19 protein-coding genes and 3 pseudogenes are annotated in these 23,294 nt (G+C 63.5%); 15 read left to right on the top strand and 7 right to left on the bottom strand.

All coding sequences use genetic code 11. From position 1 onward, the window contains the following. Positions 1 to 9: 9 nt before the first annotated feature. The 3 genes from ACYG9Z_RS21805 to ACYG9Z_RS21795 all read right to left on the bottom strand — a co-directional run bounded on the left by ACYG9Z_RS21805 (position 10) and on the right by ACYG9Z_RS21795 (position 2,193). Complete coding sequence (locus ACYG9Z_RS21805) at positions 10 to 447, bottom strand: c-type cytochrome (protein WP_023687226.1); 438 nt, start codon at positions 445 to 447, stop codon at positions 10 to 12. A gap of 159 nt (positions 448 to 606) precedes the next feature. After that, the gene (locus ACYG9Z_RS21800; RefSeq protein ID WP_023673687.1) at positions 607 to 1,209 is read right to left on the bottom strand and encodes a superoxide dismutase; all 603 of its coding nucleotides are present in this window, start codon (positions 1,207 to 1,209) and stop codon (positions 607 to 609) included. Between the two features lie 105 nt (positions 1,210 to 1,314). Further along, positions 1,315 to 2,193, bottom strand: a complete 879-nt coding sequence (locus ACYG9Z_RS21795) for a branched-chain amino acid aminotransferase (protein ID WP_023752754.1) — start codon at positions 2,191 to 2,193, stop codon at positions 1,315 to 1,317. A gap of 168 nt (positions 2,194 to 2,361) precedes the next feature. Here ACYG9Z_RS21795 and ACYG9Z_RS21790 point away from each other — a divergent pair, with 168 nt between their 5' ends. The 11 genes and pseudogenes from ACYG9Z_RS21790 (at position 2,362) to ACYG9Z_RS21740 (ending at position 13,618) form a co-directional block, all read left to right on the top strand. Then, a complete protein-coding gene (locus ACYG9Z_RS21790) occupies positions 2,362 to 3,024 on the top strand; it encodes a haloacid dehalogenase type II (RefSeq protein ID WP_023735541.1) in 663 nt (220 codons plus the stop codon). A 175-nt stretch (positions 3,025 to 3,199) separates the two neighbouring features. Beyond that, positions 3,200 to 4,009 (top strand): L,D-transpeptidase, encoded by an 810-nt coding sequence (locus ACYG9Z_RS21785; protein WP_023735542.1) that lies wholly within the window; start codon positions 3,200 to 3,202, stop codon positions 4,007 to 4,009. Positions 4,010 to 4,301: 292 nt separating this feature from the next. Then, entirely contained in the window at positions 4,302 to 4,502 is a 201-nt protein-coding gene (locus tag ACYG9Z_RS21780; RefSeq protein WP_023684556.1) for a hypothetical protein, read from the top strand. An 810-nt stretch (positions 4,503 to 5,312) separates the two neighbouring features. After that, positions 5,313 to 6,248, top strand: a complete 936-nt coding sequence (locus ACYG9Z_RS21775; protein WP_023752755.1) for a helix-turn-helix domain-containing protein — start codon at positions 5,313 to 5,315, stop codon at positions 6,246 to 6,248. A gap of 233 nt (positions 6,249 to 6,481) precedes the next feature. Beyond that, positions 6,482 to 6,901 carry a hypothetical protein gene (locus ACYG9Z_RS21770; RefSeq protein ID WP_023687221.1) on the top strand — a complete coding sequence of 140 codons (420 nt, stop codon included), beginning with the start codon at positions 6,482 to 6,484 and terminating at the stop codon, positions 6,899 to 6,901. Further along, positions 6,855 to 7,544 (top strand): annotated as a pseudogene (locus tag ACYG9Z_RS21765) (hypothetical protein); the annotation flags it as partial. The gene ACYG9Z_RS21770 and the pseudogene ACYG9Z_RS21765, both read left to right, overlap by 47 nt. 50 nt (positions 7,545 to 7,594) lie before the next feature. Further along, positions 7,595 to 9,154: pseudogene (locus ACYG9Z_RS21760) on the top strand (YadA family autotransporter adhesin); the annotation flags it as partial. A 180-nt stretch (positions 9,155 to 9,334) separates the two neighbouring features. Beyond that, a pseudogene (locus ACYG9Z_RS21755) lies at positions 9,335 to 11,851 on the top strand (YadA-like family protein); the annotation flags it as partial. A 9-nt stretch (positions 11,852 to 11,860) separates the two neighbouring features. After that, entirely contained in the window at positions 11,861 to 12,436 is a 576-nt protein-coding gene (locus ACYG9Z_RS21750; RefSeq protein WP_023684559.1) for an invasion associated locus B family protein, read from the top strand. A 13-nt stretch (positions 12,437 to 12,449) separates the two neighbouring features. Continuing rightward, a complete protein-coding gene (locus ACYG9Z_RS21745; protein ID WP_023727661.1) occupies positions 12,450 to 13,145 on the top strand; it encodes a hypothetical protein in 696 nt (231 codons plus the stop codon). Further along, entirely contained in the window at positions 13,142 to 13,618 is a 477-nt protein-coding gene (locus tag ACYG9Z_RS21740; RefSeq protein WP_023752756.1) for a DUF4189 domain-containing protein, read from the top strand. Before ACYG9Z_RS21745 ends, ACYG9Z_RS21740 begins: the two co-directional genes overlap by 4 nt. 4 nt (positions 13,619 to 13,622) lie before the next feature. On the opposite strand, the gene ACYG9Z_RS21735 is transcribed toward ACYG9Z_RS21740, so the two are convergent. Both ACYG9Z_RS21735 and ACYG9Z_RS21730 read right to left on the bottom strand, forming a co-directional pair. Continuing rightward, positions 13,623 to 14,492, bottom strand: a complete 870-nt coding sequence (locus tag ACYG9Z_RS21735; protein ID WP_023752757.1) for an aldose 1-epimerase — start codon at positions 14,490 to 14,492, stop codon at positions 13,623 to 13,625. 71 nt (positions 14,493 to 14,563) lie between these two features. Further along, positions 14,564 to 16,108, bottom strand: a complete 1,545-nt coding sequence (locus ACYG9Z_RS21730; protein WP_023752758.1) for a helicase HerA-like C-terminal domain-containing protein — start codon at positions 16,106 to 16,108, stop codon at positions 14,564 to 14,566. Positions 16,109 to 16,457: 349 nt separating this feature from the next. Here ACYG9Z_RS21730 and ACYG9Z_RS21725 point away from each other — a divergent pair, with 349 nt between their 5' ends. From ACYG9Z_RS21725 to ACYG9Z_RS21715, 3 genes are all read left to right on the top strand, one after another. After that, positions 16,458 to 17,900 carry a methylmalonyl-CoA mutase subunit beta gene (locus tag ACYG9Z_RS21725; RefSeq protein ID WP_023752759.1) on the top strand — a complete coding sequence of 481 codons (1,443 nt, stop codon included), beginning with the start codon at positions 16,458 to 16,460 and terminating at the stop codon, positions 17,898 to 17,900. Further along, positions 17,897 to 20,017 (top strand): methylmalonyl-CoA mutase, encoded by a 2,121-nt coding sequence (gene scpA / locus ACYG9Z_RS21720; protein WP_023752760.1) that lies wholly within the window; start codon positions 17,897 to 17,899, stop codon positions 20,015 to 20,017. The genes ACYG9Z_RS21725 and scpA overlap by 4 nt, the downstream gene beginning before the upstream one ends. 64 nt (positions 20,018 to 20,081) lie before the next feature. After that, positions 20,082 to 20,318: an AbrB/MazE/SpoVT family DNA-binding domain-containing protein gene (locus tag ACYG9Z_RS21715; RefSeq protein WP_023742676.1), complete on the top strand. Its 237-nt coding sequence runs from the start codon at positions 20,082 to 20,084 to the stop codon at positions 20,316 to 20,318. Between the two features lie 7 nt (positions 20,319 to 20,325). Here ACYG9Z_RS21715 and greA read toward each other — a convergent pair whose 3' ends face one another. After that, a complete protein-coding gene (greA, locus tag ACYG9Z_RS21710; RefSeq protein WP_023742677.1) occupies positions 20,326 to 20,799 on the bottom strand; it encodes a transcription elongation factor GreA in 474 nt (157 codons plus the stop codon). Positions 20,800 to 20,936: 137 nt separating this feature from the next. On the opposite strand from greA, the gene ACYG9Z_RS21705 reads away from it, so the two are divergent. After that, positions 20,937 to 22,292, top strand: a complete 1,356-nt coding sequence (locus ACYG9Z_RS21705; protein WP_023752761.1) for a TIGR03808 family TAT-translocated repetitive protein — start codon at positions 20,937 to 20,939, stop codon at positions 22,290 to 22,292. Here ACYG9Z_RS21705 and ACYG9Z_RS21700 read toward each other — a convergent pair. Continuing rightward, entirely contained in the window at positions 22,285 to 23,289 is a 1,005-nt protein-coding gene (locus tag ACYG9Z_RS21700; RefSeq protein ID WP_023752762.1) for an asparaginase, read from the bottom strand. The two genes, ACYG9Z_RS21705 and ACYG9Z_RS21700, sit on opposite strands and share 8 nt — an antisense overlap. Between the last annotated feature and the right edge of the window lie 5 nt (positions 23,290 to 23,294).

Genomic DNA, 23,294 nt, shown 5'->3' with positions numbered 1-23,294 from the left:
TGCCCGGGATCAGCTCTTCTTCACCCGATAGGTCTTGTGGCAGGTGCCGCAATCACTGCCGAGCGTATCGATCTGCGCCTTCAGCGCATCGACATCGGCGGGTGCGGCGGCGACTGCGGCCTTGACGTCGGCGAGGTACTTGTCCTCGGTCGATTTGAAGCCCGCCATGTCTTCCCAGATTTTGGGCGAGGCGGTGGTATCACCGCTGTCGCTGCCGGCCGGGAACAGCGCGTCGACATCGAACTTCTCGGCATTGACTTGCAGCGCCTGCAGCGCCGTCAGCACGGCGGCGGCATCGAAGTCTGCCTCGCCCTTGGCGATTTTCGACAGGCCGCCGACAATCTTGCCGCGTTCCTTCATCAGTCCCTGTCGGTCGAGGATCGGGTCGGCAAAAGCCGCCGAGGCGGCGAGGCTGAGCATAGAGATGGCGATAACAAGCTTTCTCATTCAATTGGCTCCAGGATGATGAGGGGTCGCGACCTAACGTTAACGGAGGGCGGGCCGGGATTATTCCCTGTCCGCCGGCCGGATTCTGCCGAATTTTGTGTGCCTGCTGCTTCAGCTGAGAAAGAAAAGCCCCGGAGTACCGGGGCTTCTCTGGGTCGATCAGGCTTTCGCCTCTTCGTACATTTCAAGGACATGGTCCCAGTTGATGAGGCTGTCGACGAAGGCCTCGAGATATTTCGGCCGCGCGTTGCGGTAGTCGATGTAATAGGAATGTTCCCAGACATCGACGCCAAGGATCGGCGATGCGCCATGGACGAGCGGGTTCTCGCCGTTCGGCGTCTTGGATATCGCCAGCTTGCCGTCCTTGACCGAGACCCAGGCCCAGCCCGAACCGAACTGCGTGGTGCCGGCGGCGATGAAGTCGGCCTTGAACTTGTCGTAGCCGCCGAGGTCGGCGTCGAAAGCCTTCTGCAGGGCGCCCGGAAGCTTGTTGCCGCCGCCGCCCTTCTTCATCCACTTCCAGAAATGGATGTGGTTGTAGTGCTGGGCTGCGTTGTTGAAGAGGCCGGCATTCTTGCCGAACGACTGCTTGACCACCTCTTCGACCGACAGATCGCCAAGGCCCGCTTCGGCGGCCAGCTTGTTGCCGTTGTCGACATAGGCCTTGTGGTGCTTGTCGTGGTGATACTCCAGCGTCTCCTTCGACATGTAAGGCTGCAAGGCCTCGTAGTCGTAGGGCAAGGCGGGCAATTCAAAAGCCATCGGTCATACTCCTCATGGAAAAATCCGGTGCGGATACCGGATTAAGATAGGGCTGCATTGATCTGGAACAACTCCGGAATGAAGCGCCAATTGCCTTTTAGCGGCTCAACCGGCGGAAGTCGAATGCGCCCACTCCCAATAAAGGTCGCGCGCTTTCTTGGCCACCGGCCCGGGCTGCAGATCGCGCTCCTCGATGCGGGTGATCGGCACGACCTTGGAATGGTTTCCGGTCGAAAATATCTCGTCGGCTTCGAGAAAGTCGCGCACCGACAGCATCTTCTCCGTGGTCTTGAAGCCGTAATCGCCAAGCAGCGTCATGGTGCGCGAGCGGGTGATGCCGGACAGGAAGGTGCCGTTGGGCGCCGGCGTCAACACGTGGCTGTCCTTGACCAGGAAGATGTTCGAGGTTCCGGTCTCGGCGACATTGCCCAGCATGTCCAGCACCAGCGCATTGTCGAAGCCGCGTCCCTTCGCTTCGAGGATGGCGCGGCCATTGTTGGGATAGAGGCAGCCGGCCTTGGCATTGGTCGGCATGGTCTCGATGGTCGGCCGCCGGAACGGCGACACGGTGATCGAAAAGCCGGTCGGCGAGATCATCGGCGATTCGTAGAGGCAGAGGCAGAAACGGGTCGAGGCCGGATCGGCCGGCACGCCCATGTAGCCGCCATGCTCGGCCCAGTACATCGGCCTGATGTAGACCGCTGTCTTGCCGTCGAACTTCTTCAGCCCGTCCCAGGTCAGTCCAACAATCTCATCGGCGCTCATCGACGGCGCGAGGCCGAGCGCGGTCGCCGATGCGTTCACCCTAGCGGCATGCAGCTCGAGATCGGGGGCGACGCCTTCGAACCAGCGGGCGCCGTCGAAGACGCTGGTGCCGAGCCACATGGCGTGGCTGCGCGGACCCAGAATGGCGACGTTGCCTTCGTACCAGTCGCCGTCGACGAAGGTCCATGTCGCCGATAGCGCCGCAGTCGCCAGTGTCATTGTTCGGTTCCGCTTCAAAGCTGCCTGTGCCAAGCATTGGAAGATGCTTTGACCGGCGCCGTCAACCGGCATGGAGCGGTTTTTGTTGAGGCCAGAGCGCCCCAAGAAAGCGATCAAGACTACAATCGATGCTTGCACCTTGCGCCGCCTGCCCTCAAAACTGTCGCCATGCATTACGCGGCTTACGTTTTCGACGCCTATGGCACGTTGTTCGACGTGCACGCCGCCGTGCGCCGTCACGACGGCGAGATCGGCCCCGACGGCCCGCTGCTTTCGGAAATCTGGCGCGCCAAGCAGCTGGAATATTCCTGGGTGCGCACGCTGATGGGCGGCTATGCCGATTTCTGGCAGCTCACCGAACAGGCGCTCGATTTCGCCCTGCGCAAGGTTCCCTCCGCCGACAAGGGAATGAAGGCCAAGCTGCTCGAAGCCTATTGGCGGCTCGACTGCTATCCGGAAGTGCCGGCCGTGCTGAAGGCACTGAAAGCATCCGGCGCCAAGCTCGCAATCCTGTCCAACGGCTCGCCCGAGATGCTGGAAGCGGCGGTCAAGTCGGCCGCCCTCGACCAGGTGCTGGACGATATCTTTTCGGTCGACGCCGTCAGGCGCTTCAAGACCGACCCGTCGACCTACGACATGGTGGCGACGGGCTGGCGGCTCTATCCGGGCGCCGTCTCGTTCCAGTCGTCCAACCGCTGGGACATCGCCGGCGCCACCAAATTCGGCTTTCGCACCGTCTGGATCAACCGCGCCAACCAGCCCGAGGAATACCGGGATTTCCCGCCGGCGCTGATCCTGCCGTCGCTTGAAGGCCTGCTGACCGGCGGCTGATCACTCTGTTGCCTTCGAGCAACAGTGGCAGGGCGGTCACAGCTTCGCCTTTGTTTGTCCACCCTCAGGCCAGAATCGGAACCGCCTATCGCGTCAGGCATTGGGGGAGGCCGACCACTGCGCCGCTTGAAGGCATTCACGCTTTCTTGCGATTCGAGACTTAAAAAAGGCAACCATGTTGAAGACCGAAATCGACCCCTATCGCCTGAGCCGTCGCGGCTTTCTGAATGCTGCAGCCCTTGGCGCCGCTTCGATTGCGGTCTCCGCCTGCACCACCACCGGACCGGCGCCGGCGCCGGTCGAACCGCCACCGCCGACCTATGACGAGCCGCCGCTCGGCGACTATGCGACGATGTACGGCCCGATTTCCGACAGCGGGTTCGAGCTCCCGGCCATCCCGATCAAGAAGATGGACCCGCAGTTCCTGCGCCAGATCGTTCCCGATCCGACCGGCCAGCGGCCAGGCACCATCATCGTCGATACGACCAACCATTTCCTCTATCTGGTGCGCGAAGGCGGCCAGGCGATCCGTTACGGCGTCGGCCTCGGCCGCGCCGGCTTCGAATGGTCGGGAGACGCCGTCGTCCAGTGGAAGCAGAAATGGCCGAAATGGACGCCGCCCGATGAGATGGTTGCCCGCCAGCCTGAACTGGAAGAATACAGCGCCAAGAACGGCGGCATGCCCGGCGGCCTCAAGAACCCGCTCGGCGCCCGCGCGCTCTACCTGTTCCACGACAACGTCGACACGCTCTACCGCCTGCATGGCTCGCCGGAATGGAACTCGATCGGCAAATCCGTCTCGTCAGGCTGCGTGCGCCTGATAAATCAGGACATCATCGACCTCTACGACCGCGTGCCGTCGAAGAGCCCGGTCATCGTGACGTCCGACATCGGCCAGCCGATGGCGGCGGGCGCAAACCGCAGAGCCATCCCGATCGATGGCGGGGTGCCGGATGGCTCGGTCCTGCTCGGCCCGGTGACCTGATCGACTTCATCGATGTCATGAAGCGGCAGGTTCGCCGCTCCATGCGGCAAACCCCCGCCAGGATTCCGATAGCTTTACGCGAATGCCTGGGGTTCGCATCCAAGATATGCAATGCCGGCAACAGGAGGCCAAAAAAGACGTCCAGACGAACCATGGAGCCGCTGCAATCGGGGCGGCCATGCCCTGTCAATCTCGACGCTGCTGTGTTTCGTTACCGATTGATGTATATTAGACGGGTGTATGATTGCAGAGACATACATTTCATTAGATCATTGATGGCGGGGGAACGCCGATGGTGGGATTTGATTTCGATAGTCCGCCTGCCGACGGCGCCGAGGCCAACCTGTCGGCCGAATGCGAGCGGCAATTGCTGCCGCTCGTCCGCGGAATTGTCGAGGCGGCGGTTGCCGCCGGGTGGAGCCAGGAAGACGTTCTTCTGGCCATGGTCGAGCTGTCCTGGGATCTGTACGAGAAACGCCGAGGCGATCTTTAGCAGGCCTGCGTGAGCCGGATAATTCCGTAGCGCCGGCCAAGCCAGGCCATGTTTTTCTCGCGCGAACTTTTTTCTTCACCTACAATGTTTTTTCTATCCGCGGGATGCGCTACGCTGCCTTTGGGCAGGACTATGGGGGATACAAATTACCGTCCGGATTTCCGGGTTGGCTGTTTGCACGGCACGGAATTTCGATGGGCTGGCAAAGCGGCTGAGGCAAGGCTGAATGAAAAATGCGGGCGAGGTTCAGGAACGCAGCGCAGGCGCCGATCGGGTCGATCGGCACGCCCTCGACACAATCCCCGAAAATGCCAATCCCAGAAGAGCAACCATGCGGGGGAGCGGGATATGCTCTGTCCGCAGCCCTGGATCGCTCCCGGAGGGTCGCCATCGCCGAAGTCGCCTACCTCGCGGGATTTTCGGATCAAGGCCATTTGGCCACCGCCATGAAGAAGCACAAGGGAAAGAAGCCATGGTTCGGGCGATAACTGCTGCTGGATCGTCCGTGGCGATGACAGATAGTCGACCAGCTCTGTCAATGGCCGCGCGATCTATATTCAGAATACAACGCTGGATTGTGACGGCGCACTATGCACAATAACTAGGCTAAAAATGGTAAGATAAGATCGGAAAATAGTCAGGTAGCCTTGGCTAAAAATTCAAACCTGTAAATTTATAGTCAAAATCCTGGTAAAATTTTCGCTTGAGCTCAAATTCTTCTTTGCAATATAAAGCAGCATCTGTAGGATTCGAAGGAACGCCCAGGAGCAAACGTGAATTCTGGGCGCCTCGATACAGCACAGGATTGGATTGATCGGCGCAGCAGTGGCAGAGACGAAGATGCAACATAGAGGCAACGTCCAGGAAAGCGCCGGGACAGAGCGGCGGCGCGCGGATCGTCGCATCTTCGACGGAATTCCGGAAAGCGCGGGGCGCTACCTGGTCACGTTTCGAGGCGGCGCGGCTCATGTCGTTCATCGGCCGGGATCACACACATTCAAAGCGGCGGAACATTTCGCTTCGGTTCTGCTTGCACCCTCACCAGGGATAGCGGCATCGCTGGGCAGCGACAAAGTCCACGAATACGACGGCGACGTCGGTATGATCATGGTCGTCCCAGCCGATCTCGGCGGCAAGGTGACCCGGTCATCCACCACGGAAAGCGCAATCGTGGCGCTCACCCCCGAGAGTCTCTTCGAGCTGGCAACGCGTGAATTCGACACCGGCCATGCCGAGCTTCAACCGCCGCCGTACGGGACCGTCGACTTCCAGGCGCTGCAACTCGCGCAGTTGCTAAAGGCGGAACTGACGGATCGGGAAACTCCAAACGACTTCTATGTCGATTCGTTGGTCACCATGTTCGGCGTCCATTTGCTTCGGAACTACGCAGGAGCGCGAAAGTTGCCACAAGCCCCAAAGGGCGGTCTGTCGAACCGCAGCGCCCGGCGGGTGCGGGAATTCCTGGAGGTAAATTTTTCCAGCAAGATCGCGGTGGCCGAGCTGGCCGCACTCTGTGGCCTGTCGCCGAGCCATTTCATCCTGGCATTCACCAAGACTTTTGGCGAGCCGCCGCACAAATATCTGCTGCGGCTGCGTCTCGATTTCGCCGAAAAACTTCTCATCGAGAGCGACCTGTCGATTGCGGAAGTCGCTCATCTCAGTGGATTCTCGGACCAGAGCCACTTGACAGTCACCATGTCCAGATACCGGAACAGAACCCCCAGGCAGGTGAAGCTGCAACGTTAACGCTTGTTGCGGCGCGCATGATTGTCCGTGGCGATACCTCGATTGATCTTCAGTATAGTCGAAGGTTGTGTGGCAGAGCAGTCACAGTCGTCGCGCAGGGACCAAATACCGGATTTTCCTACAAAGATTCCGGATTATTCCAAAATACCTGCACCGCGAATGTGCTCATGGTCGCGATGGAAGTCATTTGGGGCGGGGGAGCAACCAGATGATACAGCATGTCGGATTGTCCCATGGACATTCAATTCGCGGAAATCGAGGTCTTCGCGCCTAAGGCCGAAGCGGCCTGGGCTGCACTGCAACGCCAATACGCCAGCCGGATCAGCGCTGCGGAACTCGACCATCTCCTGGCCTGTTTCGTGCTTGGACTGACCTCTCCGGCTTGTGGTGAAGGCGATCCGGGATTTCATTTCGATCTCTGCCGCGCGCTGGTGGCGGTAAGCCTGCCGCCGGAACGGACGGAGGCTGCACTGCATACGGTTCCAGAACCGACGCAGCCATGGGTCGCGAGCGCCTATCAGCTGATTGAAAAACAAGGCGCGAAGGTCGGTCTCTCGTTGCGGGAGAAGACGCGCAATTTCGAAGATTTTTTGGCCACCGAGGCGAATGGTGCGGCACATCAGAGCGCCTCGGCAATTGCGAGGAAAAACTAGCATGACCAAACGCGTCGAGGGGCGGAGAAGGATCGAACTTTCTTCAAGCTTTGTCGGAAACTGGATCGCGGGCGCGGCCGACAGCCGCTCGGTGCGGCGCCGCCTGATGGCGGTGCTGCGCATGGCTCACCGGGTTCTTGGATTCGGTCGCAAGAATATGGGTCTGGGAACATTGGGAAGCGGCACCAGCGTGCGTTCGGCTCTGGCCTGTGGCGTGAGCCCGGCCAGCGTGCTCGGCGGCCTGGCCGCGATCGCCGCGCTCGGCCTCGCCACACCGGCCCAGGCACAATATCAGGCTGGCGGCGGTTCGGCGACCGGCGGCAACGCCGTCGCCATCGGTAACGGCGCCGCGACGAATGGCAATAACAGCGTGGCGTTGGGCAGTTCCAACAGTGCAACGGGCGACGGCACGATCGCCATCGGCTATGCGATGGGTGTCAATGGCCTCAATTCCATAGGCATAGGTGTCTTCGCAGGCGCAACCGGCGTCAATGCCCTCGCCGTGGGCGGGAACGCCAAGGCCAACGGGGACGCAGCAAGCGCTATTGGCGTCAATTCGGTTGCAACCACAAGCGCGGCCGCTTTTGGCAATAATGCGCGTGCCGACGGAGTCAACTCGACCGCGATCGGCCCTGTTACCCGGGCGACCGGATTGCGCGCCACCGCGCTCGGGTTCGGGCAACGGCATCCGGCGTGGATTCGATTGCCCAAGGTAACAGCGCTGTCGCAAGCAACCAGAATGCCGTCGCCATTGGATTCCAGGCGACCGCGACCAGCATCAACTCCATCAACATTGGCGGGCGCACCCTCGCGGGATCAGGCGCGCTCTCGCAGGGCGCCATCGCCCTTGGTACGGATGTCACGGCAAATCAGCAAAACACCGTTGCCATAGGCGTCCTGACCAAAGCGACCGGAACGAGCGCAACGGCGATGGGCAACACCGCCAGTGCCTGGGGCAACCAGTCCATCGCATTCGGCGTCGGCGCACTGGCGGGTGTTCAGGCCAACACCGCACTGCCCAACAGCATCGCGATCGGCACGAATTCGGTCTCTTCCGGCGCTTCTGCCGTCGCGCTCGGCACCGCCGCGAAAGCATCTTCCGCCGATGCCGTTGCGATGGGAAGCAACGCCAGTGCGTCGACCCAATACGGCGTCGCAATCGGCCTGAATGCGGCAGCCTCCGGTACAGGCGGAGCGATGGCACTTGGCCAAGGTACGATCTCGAGCGGTGTCAATTCCGTTGCCCTCGGCGTCCAGGCCAGTGCCACCGGGGCAGGCGCCAATGCCTTGGGCACCTTGTCCGTTGCTTCGGGAGGCAATTCCACAGCCCTCGGCACCAGTTCCACGGCCAGCAACAACTATGCGACAGCCGCAGGCTGGGGATCTGTCGCCAGCGGCGCTGATTCCGCTGCCGTAGGACGTGAGGCCGTCGCGTCGGCGCTTGACGCAACGGCGATGGGGTACATATCCAAGGCCTCGGGCCAATACAGCACCGCCGTCGGCGCCAACGCAAACGCCACCGCCACGTCCAGCACGGCGATCGGCCAGAACGCGTTTGCAACCGGCGTTCAAGCATCCGCTTTCGGCGTAGGAGCGAATGCCGGCGCCCAGAATGCGGTTGCGCTGGGCGCCCTCTCCACCGCCAGCGCCACGAGCGCCATCGCCGTGGGCAACAACGCCAAGGCGGATTCGGCCGAAGCGGTCGCCATGGGCACCAATGCGGTGGCAACCGGCGGCAAGGCCGTCTCCATCGGTTCGGGCAACACGGCTTACGGCAACGGCGCGGTCTCCATCGGCGATCCGAGCTATGCCAGCGGCACCGGCGCCTTCACCGGCGGCGCCAACAACATCGCCAACAGCGACGGCACGGCAACCGCCACAGCCGCAAACCAGGCCGCAGGCGCGGTTGCCATCGGCAACAACAACAAGGCCGTCGGGCAAGGCTCCGTGGCGCTGGGCAATGGCTCGACGGCGGGTGCAGCCGGCCTTGCCGGCAATGTCGCGCTGGGCAACGGCGCGACGGCGACGGCAAGCTCCGGCGACGTAGCGCTCGGTTCGGGCTCGGTGACCGCGACGGCGGTCGGCACCAGCGGCGCGACGATCGGCGGCACGGCCTACAGCTTCGCCGGCACGACGCCGACGAGCACTGTCAGCGTCGGCGCGCTCGGCGCGGAGCGGACCATCACCAATGTCGCGGCGGGCCGGCTCAGCAATTCGTCGACCGACGCCATCAATGGCTCGCAGCTCTTCGCCACCAACCAGCAGGTGACGCAGAACACGACGGCCATCGCCGCCAACACCGCCGACATCACCAATCTCGGCAACACGATCAACAGCATCAGCACCGGTGGCGGCATCAAGTATTTCCACGCCAATTCGACGGCGGCGGACTCGTCCGCAACGGGCACGGACTCCGTTGCTATCGGACCAGTCGCGACCGCGACGGGGACAAACGCCATCGCGGCCGGCACCAATTCGAGCGCCTCCGACGCCAACGCCTCGGCCTTCGGCAGCGGCGCCGTCGCATCGGCGCTTGACGCAACGGCGATGGGATACATCTCCAAGGCCTCGGGCCAATACAGCACCGCCGTCGGTGCCAACGCCAATGCCACAGCCACGTCCAGCACCGCGATCGGCCAGAACGCGTTTGCAACCGCCTTTCAAGCGACCGCTCTCGGCGTAGGAGCGAATGCCGGCGCCCAGAATGCAATCGCGCTGGGCGCCCTCGCCAACGCCAGCAACGCCGGCGACGTGGCGCTCGGCTCGGGCTCGGTAACCGCCGCGGCGGTCGGCACCGCCGGCACGACGATCGGCGGCGTCGCCTACAACTTCGCCGGCACGACGCCGGCAAGCACCGTCAGCGTCGGCGCGGTCGGCGCGGAACGCACCATCACCAATGTCGCGGCGGGCCGGCTCAGCAATTCGTCGACCGACGCGATCAACGGCTCGCAGCTCTTCGCCACCAACCAGCAGGTGACGCAGAATACGACCGACATCGCCGCCAACACCGCCGACATCACCAATCTCGGCAACACGATCAACAGCATCAGCACGGGCGGCGGCATCAAGTATTTCCACGCCAATTCGACGCTGGCGGATTCGCAGGCGCTGGGGACGGATTCCGTTGCCATCGGCCCGAATGCTGTGGCCAACAATGCCGGCGACGTGGCGATCGGCGCGAATGCGGTGTCGACCGCGACCACGGCGGTCGGCGGCACCACGATCGGCGGCGTTGCCTACACCTTCGCCGGCGCGACGCCCGCGGGTGCATTCTCGGTCGGCTCGGTGGGCGCCGAACGCCAGATCCAGAACGTCGCGGCCGGGCAGTTGAGCAACTCCTCGACCGATGCGGTCAACGGCTCGCAGCTGTTTGCGACCAACCAGCAGGTGACGCAGAACACCACCGATATCGCTGCCAATACTGCTGACATCATCAATCTCGGCAATTCGATCAGCAATATTACCGGCGACACCTCGCTGGCCTACACCGACGCCAATGGCGACGGCATCCGCTATGTGCGCACCAACGACAGGACGCTTGCCGTCGCGGACTCCTTCGCGCAAGGGATCGGCTCTTCCGCCCTGGGCTACCAGGCGACCGCGAGCGCCGACAATGCGCTGGCGCTCGGCCGCGACACCCAGGCCAGCGTCATCGGCGGCGTGGCGCTCGGCGCCGGCTCGGTTTCGGATCGGGCGGTCGCACCCGTATCGGGATCGATCCTCTCGGGCACCGGCCTCATTCCCTACAACACCGCGGACATGAGCCTGCTCGGCGCCGTCTCGGTCGGCACCTCCACCTCCTATCGCCAGATCATCAACGTGGCCGACGGCACGCAGGACCAGGACGCGGTCACGCTTCGCCAGTTGAAGGGCGCGCTGAGCTCGTTCGCGGTGACGGGGAGCCTGTACTTCCACGCCAATTCGACGGCCGCGGATTCGCTTGCGGTCGGCGTCGATTCGGTTGCGGTCGGTCCGCGCACCACCGTCAATGGCGACAATGGCATCGGCATCGGCAATGGCGCCATCGTGCAGCAGACGGCGCCGGGAGGCATCGCGATCGGCCAGAATTCGACGGTCAACCAGGCCGACAGCATCGCCCTCGGCACCAACGCGACCACCAACGGAGCGCAGGCGGTGGCGCTCGGCGCCGGCGCAAAGGCCAACGAGCCGGGCAGCGTCGCGCTCGGCGCGGGCTCGACGACGGCGGCGGCGGTCGCCACCACCGGCACTACGATCAACGGCGTTGCCTATACCTTCGCCGGAACAGCTCCGACGAGCACGGTCAGCGTCGGCACCGTCGGCAACGAGCGCACCGTCACCAATGTCGCGGCGGGCCGGATCAGCGGCACCTCCACCGACGCCATCAACGGCAGCCAGCTCTTCGCCACCAACCAGGCGGTCGAAGCCATGCAGGGTAGCGTCGGCGACCTCAACCAGTTCGCCGTCCAGTACGACAAGGACGGGAACGGCAACAAGTCCAACTCGATAACGCTTGCCGGTGGCGATCCCAACACGCCGGTGGTCATCCACAATGTCGGGCCGGGCGTTGCCAACACCGATGCGGTCAATGTTCAGCAGTTCAACAGCGGGTTAGCGCTCAACCTGGACAATTCGAAGAACTACACCAACCAGGTGGCGGCCACCACGCTGCAGCAAGCCAATGCGTATGCGGACTCCAAACTCAGCCAGCTCAACATGGACATGGGAGAGGTCAGGGGCGAGGCGCGCCAGGCTGCGGCAATCGGCTTGGCGGCCGGCTCGCTGCGCTACGACGATCGTCCCGGCAAGCTGAGCGTGGCCGCCGGCGGAGGCTATTGGCGCGGTGAAGGCGCCCTGGCCTTCGGCGCCGGCTACACCAGCGAGGAAGGACGTGTTCGAGCGAACCTGTCCGGTACGACGGCAGGCGGACACTGGGGTGTCGGCGCGGGCGTCAGTCTTACGCTGAACTAGAGCCCGGCCATGATCAGGCAGGCAGTCCTTGCTGTCGCGATATCCATGACGTCAATGCTCCTGTCCGGCTCGTTAGCGGCCGGGCAGGAAGCGATCCCTTCCGACTACAGGGTAAAACCTTCCGACGTAGCGATCCCTGCGGATGCGAAGCTTGGCGAATATCAACGGACCACCCGTCCGTTCGAGAACTGGACGCTGATCTGCGACGAGAACCTGAAGGCGCGCCAAAAGGTCTGCAATGTCACCCAGATCATCGAGGATCAGGCAGGACAGGTTGCGTTCAGCTGGTCGCTTGCCGCCACCAAGGAAGGCAACCCCTACATGATCTTGCGCGCCCCGCCGATCGCCAAGAGCGACGCTCCTGTCTCGCTGACATTCGAGGGGCGCAAGGAGCCGATAAAAATTCAACTCGACGGATGCAATCAGGCCGTCTGCGTCGGCATGCTGCCGGTTGGTCCGATCATGCGCGAACAGATTTCGAAGGCCGCGGCATCCGTCATCTCCTTCCCGACCACGGATGGCAGGACGATCAACGTAACCGCGACCCTCAAGGGCTTGGCCGCGGCCGTTGCGGCGATCAATTGACGAGGCAATCGCGATGAACCAGCAATCGATCCATGACCGGATAATGTCCCGCAACCAGGGAAAGGATGCTGTCCGGGTCGGCATCGAAGACCGGAGCAGACCGCAACGAAACCGCGCGAGGACCGCTGTCTTCTCGTTGCTCGCCATTGCCGTCGTCGCCACGGCCGGCTTCGCGGCCATGCGCTACGACCTGCTCCACAATTTATTGCCGCAGCCGGCGGTCGCGGAGACCAACCAGCCCAATCCGGCCCTGGCCGAGACGCCATTTCTGCAACACGCCAAAGAGGCAGGCTTGCAGTCTTGTTCCAACATTTTCCCAGCCCTTGGGCAGATGCTGACAACCGGCACGACGTACAGCGTCCAGTCGATCTGGAACAACGAGGCCCCCGACAAACACCTCGTGGAAGCCCTGGTCGGCATGAACTACGCCACACAGGGCTACAGCGGCCCGGCGGCAGGCCTGGTGTTCGCGGCACCCACCGCATCCGTTTGCGAAGGTACGATGGTCAGGGTGGCGCCATTCGCGGCCAATTGCGCCGATGTTCCGGCCCTGCTTCCGAAAGACAGCAAGCTCGCCAACAATCTTGGACAAATCAGCGTCTATGAACTGGCCAATGGAGGGGGCAACGCGATGCTGCTGCCAACCGGCAACAGCTGCGTCGTCATTTCCGTGGCCTCGGCAGCAGGTAAACAAGGAGGCGTACAATGAGGGTTAATTCCGCCATCGCGGCGATCGGCATGCTGTTGCTTTGCGCCGGACGGCTGGGCGCGGCGGACCTCGCCCCGGCGGTGGACGTGCCCGAGCCGCCGGCCCAGGAGGAGAGAGGCATCTGGGCGGCGATCGCCTATTCGAGCCCCGACGAGAAGCACGGCTTCTTTTGGGGCGCCGACAAGCGGCAGGAGGCGATGGACATCGCGCTGAAGCATTGCCAGAACGCCGGCGGCGGCAGCTGCGCCGTGGTCAGCGTATTCCGCAATCATCGCCATTGGGACGATGACGACAATACCGGCTTTCCCTATAAGCATTGCGGCGCCCTCGCCGTAGGCGAGAAGCCGGAAGGGCGGCTGACCAGTTGGGGCGCCGAGACGGCGCAAACACGCCGGGATGCCGAAGACCTGACACTGCAGGCGTGCGAGCGGAACGGACAAAAATGCAAGATCCGCGAGTGGGTGTGCACATGACGCATCAGAGCGAAGCAGCGGAACGCCAATCGAGGCGCATGCTTGCACTCAGCGTAGCGCCGTGCTCAAGCGGGGTCAGCCCTTTGCCGTGATGCGCATCGACGGTATGCGACACCGGCTCGAAGCAGAAGAAATCGGCATCCTGCGACGGCGAATAGAGGATGAAGACGTCGAGCAATGGCGAGGCGGTGAGCGAGATGGCGATCCTGTCCTCGGGCCGGGTGATCCTGGCGCGGCGGTCCCAGCCGTCGAAGGCGTTGTTGACCCAGCTTCGCGGCAGCAGGGAGGCGTTCGAGAAATTCCACGCGGGGTAATCGGCCACCGGCGCGACGCCGACCGGCAGATGATGCTTGTCCTCCAGCCAGACCCGCGCCGCCTTCGCCTCGAGCGTCGTTCCGACGCTGCGCGGGAACCAGGGATGAAAGCCGAGCCCGTAAGGCAGGCGAATGCCGGTGCGATTCTCCACCGTGAGCGTGGCATGCAAGGCCCCGTCATGCAGCGCATAGGCGACCCGCGCCTTATATCGGTAGGGGCCGATTTCACCGGCGTCGAGGACCAGTTCCGCCTCGGTGGCGCTGTGGCTGGCAATCCGCCACTCCCTCTGGAAGCCGTCGCCATGGATTGGAAAGGCCTCCCCCGGCACGTTCGGCTCGATCGCATGGAAGCGGCCGTCGAAGGCGAAACCGCCGCCTGAGATGCGGTTCGACCAGGGAACCAGAAGCTGGCAGCCGGAGGCGCCGGTGCCATCGTCGGGGCGGAGCAGCGGCACCGTTGCGCCGCAGACCAGTGCGTCGAAGCGGGCGATCCCTGCGCCCTTTTGCGGCGCCAGGACCAGACGGGCGCGGTCGTCGCGCAGTTCCAGGAGGCCGGCCATCCCTTACCAACCGCCGTCGATGGCGATGTTCTGGCCGCTGATCATGTCCGAGGCGGGCTGGCTGACACTTTTCACCGCCCCCTGGACAGGCTGCCCAGAATCCCGCGCACGATCGCGCGGCCGACCGACGAGCCGACCGAGCGCACCACCGCTTTGATCGCGGCTTCGGCCACCGTCTGGCGGTTGGACGGGCGCGGCGCCGGGGCGCGGCGACCGCCTGATTGCTGCGGCGGCGGATCGTCATTGCCGAAGCCCGGAGTGGTCCAGCGCGAGCGCCCGCTGTCGGCCTGCTGCGCCTGCTCGTCCTGCGCATCCCTGGCTTTCTTCTGCAGCATCTCGAAGGCCGATTCGCGGTCGATGGTCTGGTCGTACTGGCCGGCGACCGGGCTCTGGTCGATCAGCTTGCGGCGCTCGTCCGCCGTGATCGGGCCAAGCCTGGACGATGGCGGCCGGATCAATGTCCGCTGCACCATGGACGGCACGCCCTTGACCTCCAGCGTCGAGACCAGCGCCTCGCCGGTGCCGAGCTGGGTGATGGCGGTGGCGCAGTCGAAATCGGGATTGGGCCGGAAGGTGTCGGCGGCGGTCTTGACCGCCTGCTGCTCACGCGGCGTATAGGCGCGCAGCGCGTGCTGCACACGGTTGCCGAGCTGGGCGAGAACCTTTTCAGGGATGTCCAAAGGGTTCTGCGTGACGAAATAGACGCCGACGCCTTTCGAACGGATCAAGCGAACCACCTGCTCGACGCGGTCGATCAGCACCTTCGGCGCCTCGTCGAAAAGCAGATGCGCCTCGTCGAAGAAGAACACCAGCTTCGGCCTTTCGGGATCGCCGACCTCGGGCAATTGCTCGAACAGTTCCGACATCAGCCAGAGCAGGAAGGTGGCGTAGAGCCTGGGGTTCATCATCAGCCTGTCGGCAGCGAGCACGCTGATGGCGCCGCGGCCGTCGCGGGTGGTGCGCATGATGTCGGCGATGCGCAAAGCCGGTTCGCCGAAGAAATGCGCCGCGCCCTGCTGTTCCAGCACCAGAAGCGTGCGCTGGATTGCGCCGACCGACGGCTTGGTGACATTGCCGTAGCGCGAGCTGATCTCGTCGGCGCGCGCTGCGATGTTGGCCAGCAGCGCTTGCAGGTCCTTCATGTCGAGCAGCAGCAGGCCATCCTCATCGGCGATGCGGAAGGCGATGTTCATGATGCCTTCCTGCGCTTCGGAGAGGTTCATCAGCCGCGACAGAAGCAGCGGCCCCATTTCCGAGACGGTGGCGCGGATCGGATGGCCCTGCTCGCCGAACAGGTCCCAGAAGATGACCGGGAATTCCTGGAAGTCATAAGGGTCGAGCTTGACCTGCTCGGCCCGCTTGACCAGGAAATCCTGCGCCTTGCCCATCATGGCAATGCCGGACAGGTCGCCCTTGATATCGGCGCAGAACACAGGCACGCCGGCATTGGAAAACCCCTCGGCCAGGATCTGCAGGCTGACTGTCTTGCCGGTGCCGGTGGCGCCGGTGATCAGGCCATGGCGGTTCCCATATTGCAGCAAGAGCTGTTCGGCGCGCTGATAGCTGTCGTCGGGCTTGCGGCTGGCGCCGAGGAAAATGCTGGTGTCGTCAGCCATATGACCATGTCTCCGCAAACTGATGTGTTAAAAGCCTGTGGCCGTGCCGCAGGGTATAGTCAGGCCATTGCGCAGCGACAATGCTATTCTCCAATTGGGCTATCCATCCAGTTGGCTATTCATCCAGATTGGGCCAATCGTCTAAATTGAACCAATCCTCCAAATCGGTTTTTGGAACTTGCGGATTTTGCCGCTGTTTGGCAATCGTTCCATGGTTCGTCCACGCAGGCTGCCCTATGTCAGGGAAGCGAATCCCAACCGCGCAAGCGCATTGCATTGCGATATCTGGCAGGGAACCGTAGACTGGACGGCTGACGCTGGTGCGGCCGCATAAAAACGAGGAACATGGATGGGCGCCGGAGCCTTGACCAGGACTGTCGAACCCGCTGATGTCGAGCGCCAGCGTTGGCTGGCCTTGGCCGAAAAGGCGCTCGCCGGCGCCTCCTTCGAGGAAAAACTGGTCTCGCATACTGACGATCAGATTCGCATCGAACCGCTCTACGATCGCGCCGGCGGCGCCGAGCCGCTTGTGCGCGCCAACCCCAAATTGCCCTGGATTGTCAGCCAGCGCATTGACGATCCCGATATCGGCCGCGCCAAGGCGCAGGCCCTGGACGATGTGGCACAAGGCGCGACGGGATTGTCGCTTGTCTTCGAGGGTGCTCCGAATGCGTTCGGCTATGGCCTGCCGAGGACGGCGCAGGCGCTGGAGACGGTGCTGGACGGCGTACCGCTCAACCGCACGCAGATCCGCATCGACGCCCATCCCTGGAGCCGTGCCGTTGCCGACTGGCTGGTGGCGTTCCTGAGCAAGCGCCGCTCCGACCCGGCAAAGCTGAACCTTTCCTTCGGCATCGACCCGGCGGCAATCTTTGCCGGAACCGGCCGGCTGCGCATGTCGATCGAGGCGTTGCAGGCATCGATGCCGCAATCGCTGGCGCATTTCTTCTCGCTGGGCGTGCCGGGTGTGCTGCTGGAGGCAGACGGGCGGGTGTTCCACAATGCCGGCGCCACGGAGGCGCAGGAACTCGGCACCATGCTCGCTTCCGCCGTGTCCTACCTCAGGATGTTCGAGGATGCGCGCCAGCCGCTTGTCTATGCCGCTCCCCATATCGGCTTTGCGCTGAGCGTCGACCAGGACCAGTTCCTGTCCATGGCCAAGGTCCGGGCGTTGCGCAGGCTGTGGGCACGTATCCAGGAAACCTGTTCCATCCCGGCATCGACAGCCAACATCCATGCCGAGACGTCGTTCCGCATGATGACGGCGGCGGATGCCGAAACCAACATCCTGCGCACCACCATCGCCAGCTTTGCAGCGGCAGCAGGCGGCGCGGACTCGATCTCCATCCTGCCACACACCATCGCCCTCGGGCTGCCGGCCGGCTTTGCCCGCCGCATCGCCCGCAATGCGCAGTTGATCATGGCCAATGAAAGCCATATCGACCATGTCGCCGACCCAGCATTTGGGTCGGGCGCAGTCGAGGCGGTGACCCTGGGCCTGTGCGAAGCGGCGTGGGAAGAGTTCCAGCGGATCGAAGCGGAAGGCGGCGTTCTGGCAAGCCTCCAGCAAGGGCATATCCAGAAGCGCGTGAAGGCAGCATCCGAGCGCCGCGCCGGGGCCTACCGGTCGGGTGAACGGGCAATCATCGGCACCACGCTTTACCCGCTGAAAAACGATGCCCCGGTCGAGACGCTGGCGGCTGAGCGGCGGCCGCCTTTCACAGAGGGCGTGGCGGTGTGCGAGGCGCTGTTTCCCGTCCGCATCGACCAGGCAATCGGGGCCGCACAGTGATCCCGGATTTCAGCCATATTGGCTGGTCGGCTCCACGGCGAGCGCCGGTCGAGGTCAAAGGCCAGCGACTGACGCCGGAGGGCATCGCCGTCAAGCATCTCTACAGCCAGGGCGATCTCAAGGGGCTGCCGCATCTCGACACCTATCCGGGAATGCCGCCCTTCGTGCGCGGTCCCTACCCGACCATGTATGTCCAGCAGCCGTGGACGATCCGGCAATATGCCGGCTTCTCGACGGCCGAGGAATCCAACGCCTTCTACCGGCGCAATCTCGCCGCCGGCCAAAAGGGCCTTTCGGTCGCCTTCGATCTGCCCACCCATCGCGGCTATGACAGCGACCATCCGCGTGTATCAGGCGATGTCGGCATGGCGGGCGTGGCCATCGATTCCATCCTCGACATGCGGCAATTGTTCGACGGCATCCCGCTCGACGAAATGACGGTGTCGATGACCATGAATGGCGCGGTGCTGCCGATCATGGCGCTCTATATCGTTGCGGCCGAAGAACAGGGCGTTGCGCAGAAGGATCTCGCCGGCACCATTCAGAACGACATTCTGAAGGAGTTCATGGTCCGCAACACCTACATCTATCCGCCGAAGCCCTCGATGCGGATCGTGTCTGACATCTTCTCCTATACCTCCCAGCACATGCCGAAGTTCAATTCGATCTCGATCTCCGGCTATCACATGCAGGAGGCCGGCGCGACCGCGGACCTGGAGCTCGCCTACACCATCGCCGACGGCATCGAATATGCCCGCGCCGGCGTCGCCGCCGGGCTCGACATCGACCGTTTCGCCCCGCGGCTTTCCTTCTTCTGGGCGATCGGCATGAACTTCTTCATGGAGATCGCCAAGCTCCGCGCGGCGCGCCTGTTGTGGGCGACCCTGATGCAGAAGAATTTTGCACCGAAGGACGAACGCTCGCTGTCGCTGCGCACCCATTGCCAGACCTCCGGCTGGTCGCTGACGGCGCAGGACCCCTACAACAACATCACCCGCACCATGATCGAGGCGATGGCGGCGACGCAGGGACACACCCAGTCGCTGCACACCAACTCCTTCGACGAGGCGATGGCGCTGCCGACCGACCACTCGGCCCGCATCGCCCGCAACACGCAGCTGATCCTGCAGAAGGAATCCGGTACCACCCGCATCATCGATCCGTGGGGCGGCTCGGCCTATATTGAACGGCTGACGCACGATCTGGCGGCGCGTGCGCTCGCCCATATCGAAGAGGTCGAGGCGCTTGGCGGCATGGCGGCGGCAACCGAACAGGGCATTCCAAAACTGCGCATCGAGGAAGCGGCGGCGCGCACGCAGGCGCGTATCGATTCCGGCGAGCAGATACTGGTTGGCGTAAACGCGCATCGCCCCGAGAACGACATCGACGTCGACGTGCTGAAGATCGACAATGCCGAGGTCAAGGCCCGGCAATTGTCGAAGCTGCAGAACCTGAAAGGCACGCGCAATGTCGGCGCGGTCGAGAGCGCGCTCGATGCGCTGACCCGCGCTGCGCAGGGTAACGAAAACCTGCTGGAATTTGCCATCCGCGCCGCGCGCGCCTATGCCACGGTCGGCGAGATCTCGCTGGCGCTCGAAAAGGTCTTTGGCCGTCACGTCGCCTCGGTGCAAACGATCTCCGGCGTTTATCGCAATGCGCTTGGCGACAATCTGACGGTCGACCGATTGCTGGAGAAGCTCGAAGCTTTCGAGAAGAAGTCCGGCGGCAAGCCGCGCATCCTGGTCGCAAAGATGGGACAGGACGGCCACGACCGTGGCCAGAAGGTGATCGCCACGGCCTTCGCCGATCTCGGCTTCGACGTCACGGTCGGCGCGATGTTCCAGACACCCGACGAGATCGCGAGACTGGCGGTCGCGCAGGACGTCCATATCATCGGTGCCTCGTCGCTGGCGGCGGGGCACCTGACACTGATCCCCGAACTACGCGACGCGCTGAAGAAGCTCGGCCACGCCGACATACTGATCGTCGCCGGCGGCGTCATCCCGCCGCAGGATTACGGCGCAGTGCTGGAAGCGGGTGCCGCGGAAATCTTCCCGCCAGGGACGGTTATCCCGGAGGCTGCGGATCGGTTGCTGGACCGGCTGCTGGCGAGCTGATTGAAACAGTTGCACTGCTTATCAAAGTTGCGTTACAATATCGGGCGCAACCTATGGTATAGCTATGAACACCATCATTCACGGACTTGAGGACGGATCGGGCGTTGTAATCCTGCCGCGGGAAACTCTCGACAGCTTGGGCCTGCAAATGGGCGATGAACTCCAGATCATCGAAACCGACGACGGCATCATCCTAAGGCCGGTGCCGTGTGACGACGTCGAACGGCAAATACGTGCTGCTCGCGATGTCATGGACAAGTATGAGCCCGCGTTGCGAAAGCTGGCTGTGCAAATAGGGTGAGCTGGCGTCAGGCGTCCGACAGCTTGAGGATTTCCCATTCCTTGCCGTTGACGCTTGCGACGTCGCCGACCTTCTTGCCGAACAGCGCCACGGCCATTGGCGAGACGTGTGAGATGCTGCCCTTTGAGGGGTCGGCCTCGTCCTCGCCGACTATCTTCCAGTGCACTTTCTTGCCGTCATCGCCTTCCAGCGTGACACCCATGCCGAAGCGCACCTGATCGCTGCCCGGTTCCGGCACGGAAAGCTCGGCGCTTTCGCGGCGCGCTGTCCAGTAGCGCAGGTCGCGCGAGACAACGGCAATGCGCTCGCGATCGGCTTTTCGCTCGGCTTTCGCCAAGATGTCGCGCAGATCGGCCAGATTGTCCTCGATCATCGCCAGGCCGCGCTCCGTCACCAGATTGCGGTGTTGGCTGATCGGCCGCTCGCCGATGCCGGCAATGGCGTTTTCGCTGTCTTCCTCGCGGGTAAAAGCCCTGCTCATCGGATAAACTTAGGCCCGCTTCGGCGACTGTACAAGCCAGTTGCCTGACCGATCATTGACCGGGCTACGGCGGAGCGGAGCCTATGCGGCTGGCCCAATTCCTGCGAAGAACCGTTTCATCGCAGGGATCTGTGCCGATGTTGAACAGACGAACGCTTCTCAAGGGGACTGTCGGCTTTGCGGTGCTCGGCCTTTCGTTGGACAACGCCTTGGCGAAGACGGCAGCGCTTGGCTCGATCAATGCCGCCGAGCTTGGCGTGGAGCCGGACGCACCGGACGACCAGAGCAGGGCCTTCGCCAGGATGCTAGCCGAGGCAAGCCAGCGCAATGCGCCGGTGTTCCTGCCGCCGGGCACCTATGTCGTGTCCAACCTGACCCTGCCCGCCCGCGTCAGGCTTTCGGGCGTGCCGGGCGCCTCGCGCATCCTCTATGGCGGCAATGGCCATTTGCTGACGGCCGAACAGGCCGAGCATATAGAGTTCACCGCATTGGTCTTCGACGGCGCCAACGGCGGGCTGGCCGACGATGCGCAAGGCCTGCTCGACCTGCGCCGCGTCGCCCATCTCGTCATCGACAATTGCACGATCACCGGCAGCTGCAAGCATGGGCTGGCGCTGGAGCATGCGTCGGGCCGCGTCGAGCGCTCCGAGATTTCGGGGGCTGCGGACGCCGGCATCTACTCCGTCGAGGCCGCTGGCCTGGCGATATCCGATAATGCCGTATCCGACTGTGGCAATGGCGGCATTCTTGTCCATCGCTGGCAGCAGGCCGAGGACGGCACGATCGTCAGCGGCAACCGCGTGCAGCGGATCGGCGCGCGCAGCGGCGGCACCGGGCAGAACGGCAATGGCATCAACGCATTCCGTGCCGGCAATGTCTCGGTCACCGGCAACATCGTCTCGGACTGCGCCTTCTCGGCAATCCGCGCCAACAGTTCCAGCAATCTGCAGATGACCGGCAACACCTGCTCGCGGTCGGGCGAAACGGCGCTCTATTCCGAATTCTCCTTCGAAGGCGCCATCATCGGCAACAACATCGTCGATGGTGCCGCTAACGGCATCTCGATCGTCAATTTCAACGAGGGCGGCCGTATGGGTGTCTGCTCGAACAACATCGTGCGCAACCTCTCGACCGCCGGCCCTTACCCCGCCGACGCGCCGGGCTTCGGCGTCGGTATCAGCGTCGAGGCCGACACCACCGTCTCGGGCAATGTCATCGAGAACGCGCCGCTCTACGGCATGCAGATCGGCTGGGGCGCTTATATGCGCAATGTTGTGGCGACGGGAAACATCATCCGTCAGGCCGGAACCGGCATCGCCGTCACTGTGGTAGAAGGCGCTGGGAACGCCATCATTTCCGACAACGTCATCGACGGCGCCAAGAACGGCGCCATCATCGGCCAGCGCTGGGCCGAACCGGCGACCGGCGACCTCGCGCGGTCAAGCGTAAGCGGCTATGCGCATCTGACGGTCGAGCGAAACAGGGTCAGCTGAGCGCCGTCGTCGGCCGCAGCGAGCCGACCTTGGCGCCGATGCGGCTTTCGATCGGCGGATTGGCCCGCTCCAGAAGGTTCGCCTCCAGTGCGCCGTCGGCGCTGAGAAGTTTTGCCAGCACAGCGGCAATCATCACCTCGGCGGCGCGGCCGGCGCCGTCATCACATTTTAGCGCGATGCCGAGGCCAAGCTCCGGAACGGCAGCGCAATAGACACCCTCGGCGCCCGTCTTGACGAATATGCGGCCGGGCGCGGCCTGCATCAGCGCCACATCCACTTTGCCGGTGCCGGCGACCAGGAAAGGCTCGGCCATACAGGCAGACAGCAGGCGTTTGGCCGCCTTGGCGCGCTCAGGGCCAAGGCTCCTGCCCGTCGCCATGCGGGCAAAGCCAAGGGCAAAACTTTTCAGCGGCACGGCATAGGTGGGGATCGAGCAGCCATCGGTTGCCCGGTGATCCGCATCGTGGGCAGCGCCGGTCACCGCCTGCATGGCGTCGCGCACCATCTCCTGCAAACCATGGCCTGCCTTGACGTAGCCTTGGTGGGCAATCCCTGAGTGCACGCAGGTGCAGAGAAATCCGGAATGCTTGCCCGAGCAATTGTTGTGCAGTGCGTTCGGCGAGACGCCTGTGCGGGCCAGTGCGATCGTCGCGTCGTGGCTCGACGGCCAATGCGCGCCGCATTCCAGCGCCGACTTGTCGAGCCCGGCCTTGGCCAGCATCGCCTGCGCCAGTTCGACATGCGCGGGTTCGCCCGAATGCGAAGCGCAGGCCAGCGCCAGTTCGCGGTCGCCGAAGCCGTACGCATCGGCGGCACCCGTTTCAACCAGCGGCAGCGCCTGGATCGCCTTGACCGCCGAGCGCGGAAACACCGGCCGCGCCGTATCGCCGATCCCCAGGACAGGCTTGCCGTCACCGTCGAAGATTGCGACAGCGCCGCGATGGGCGCTCTCGACGATCGCGCCGCGCAAGACTTCGACCAGAACCGGATTTGTCATCACCA

It is taken from the genome of Mesorhizobium sp. RSR380A (assembly GCF_054719385.1).
The sequence above is the reverse complement of the archived record's forward strand: the minus strand, read 5'-3'. Positions and strand labels throughout refer to the sequence as shown.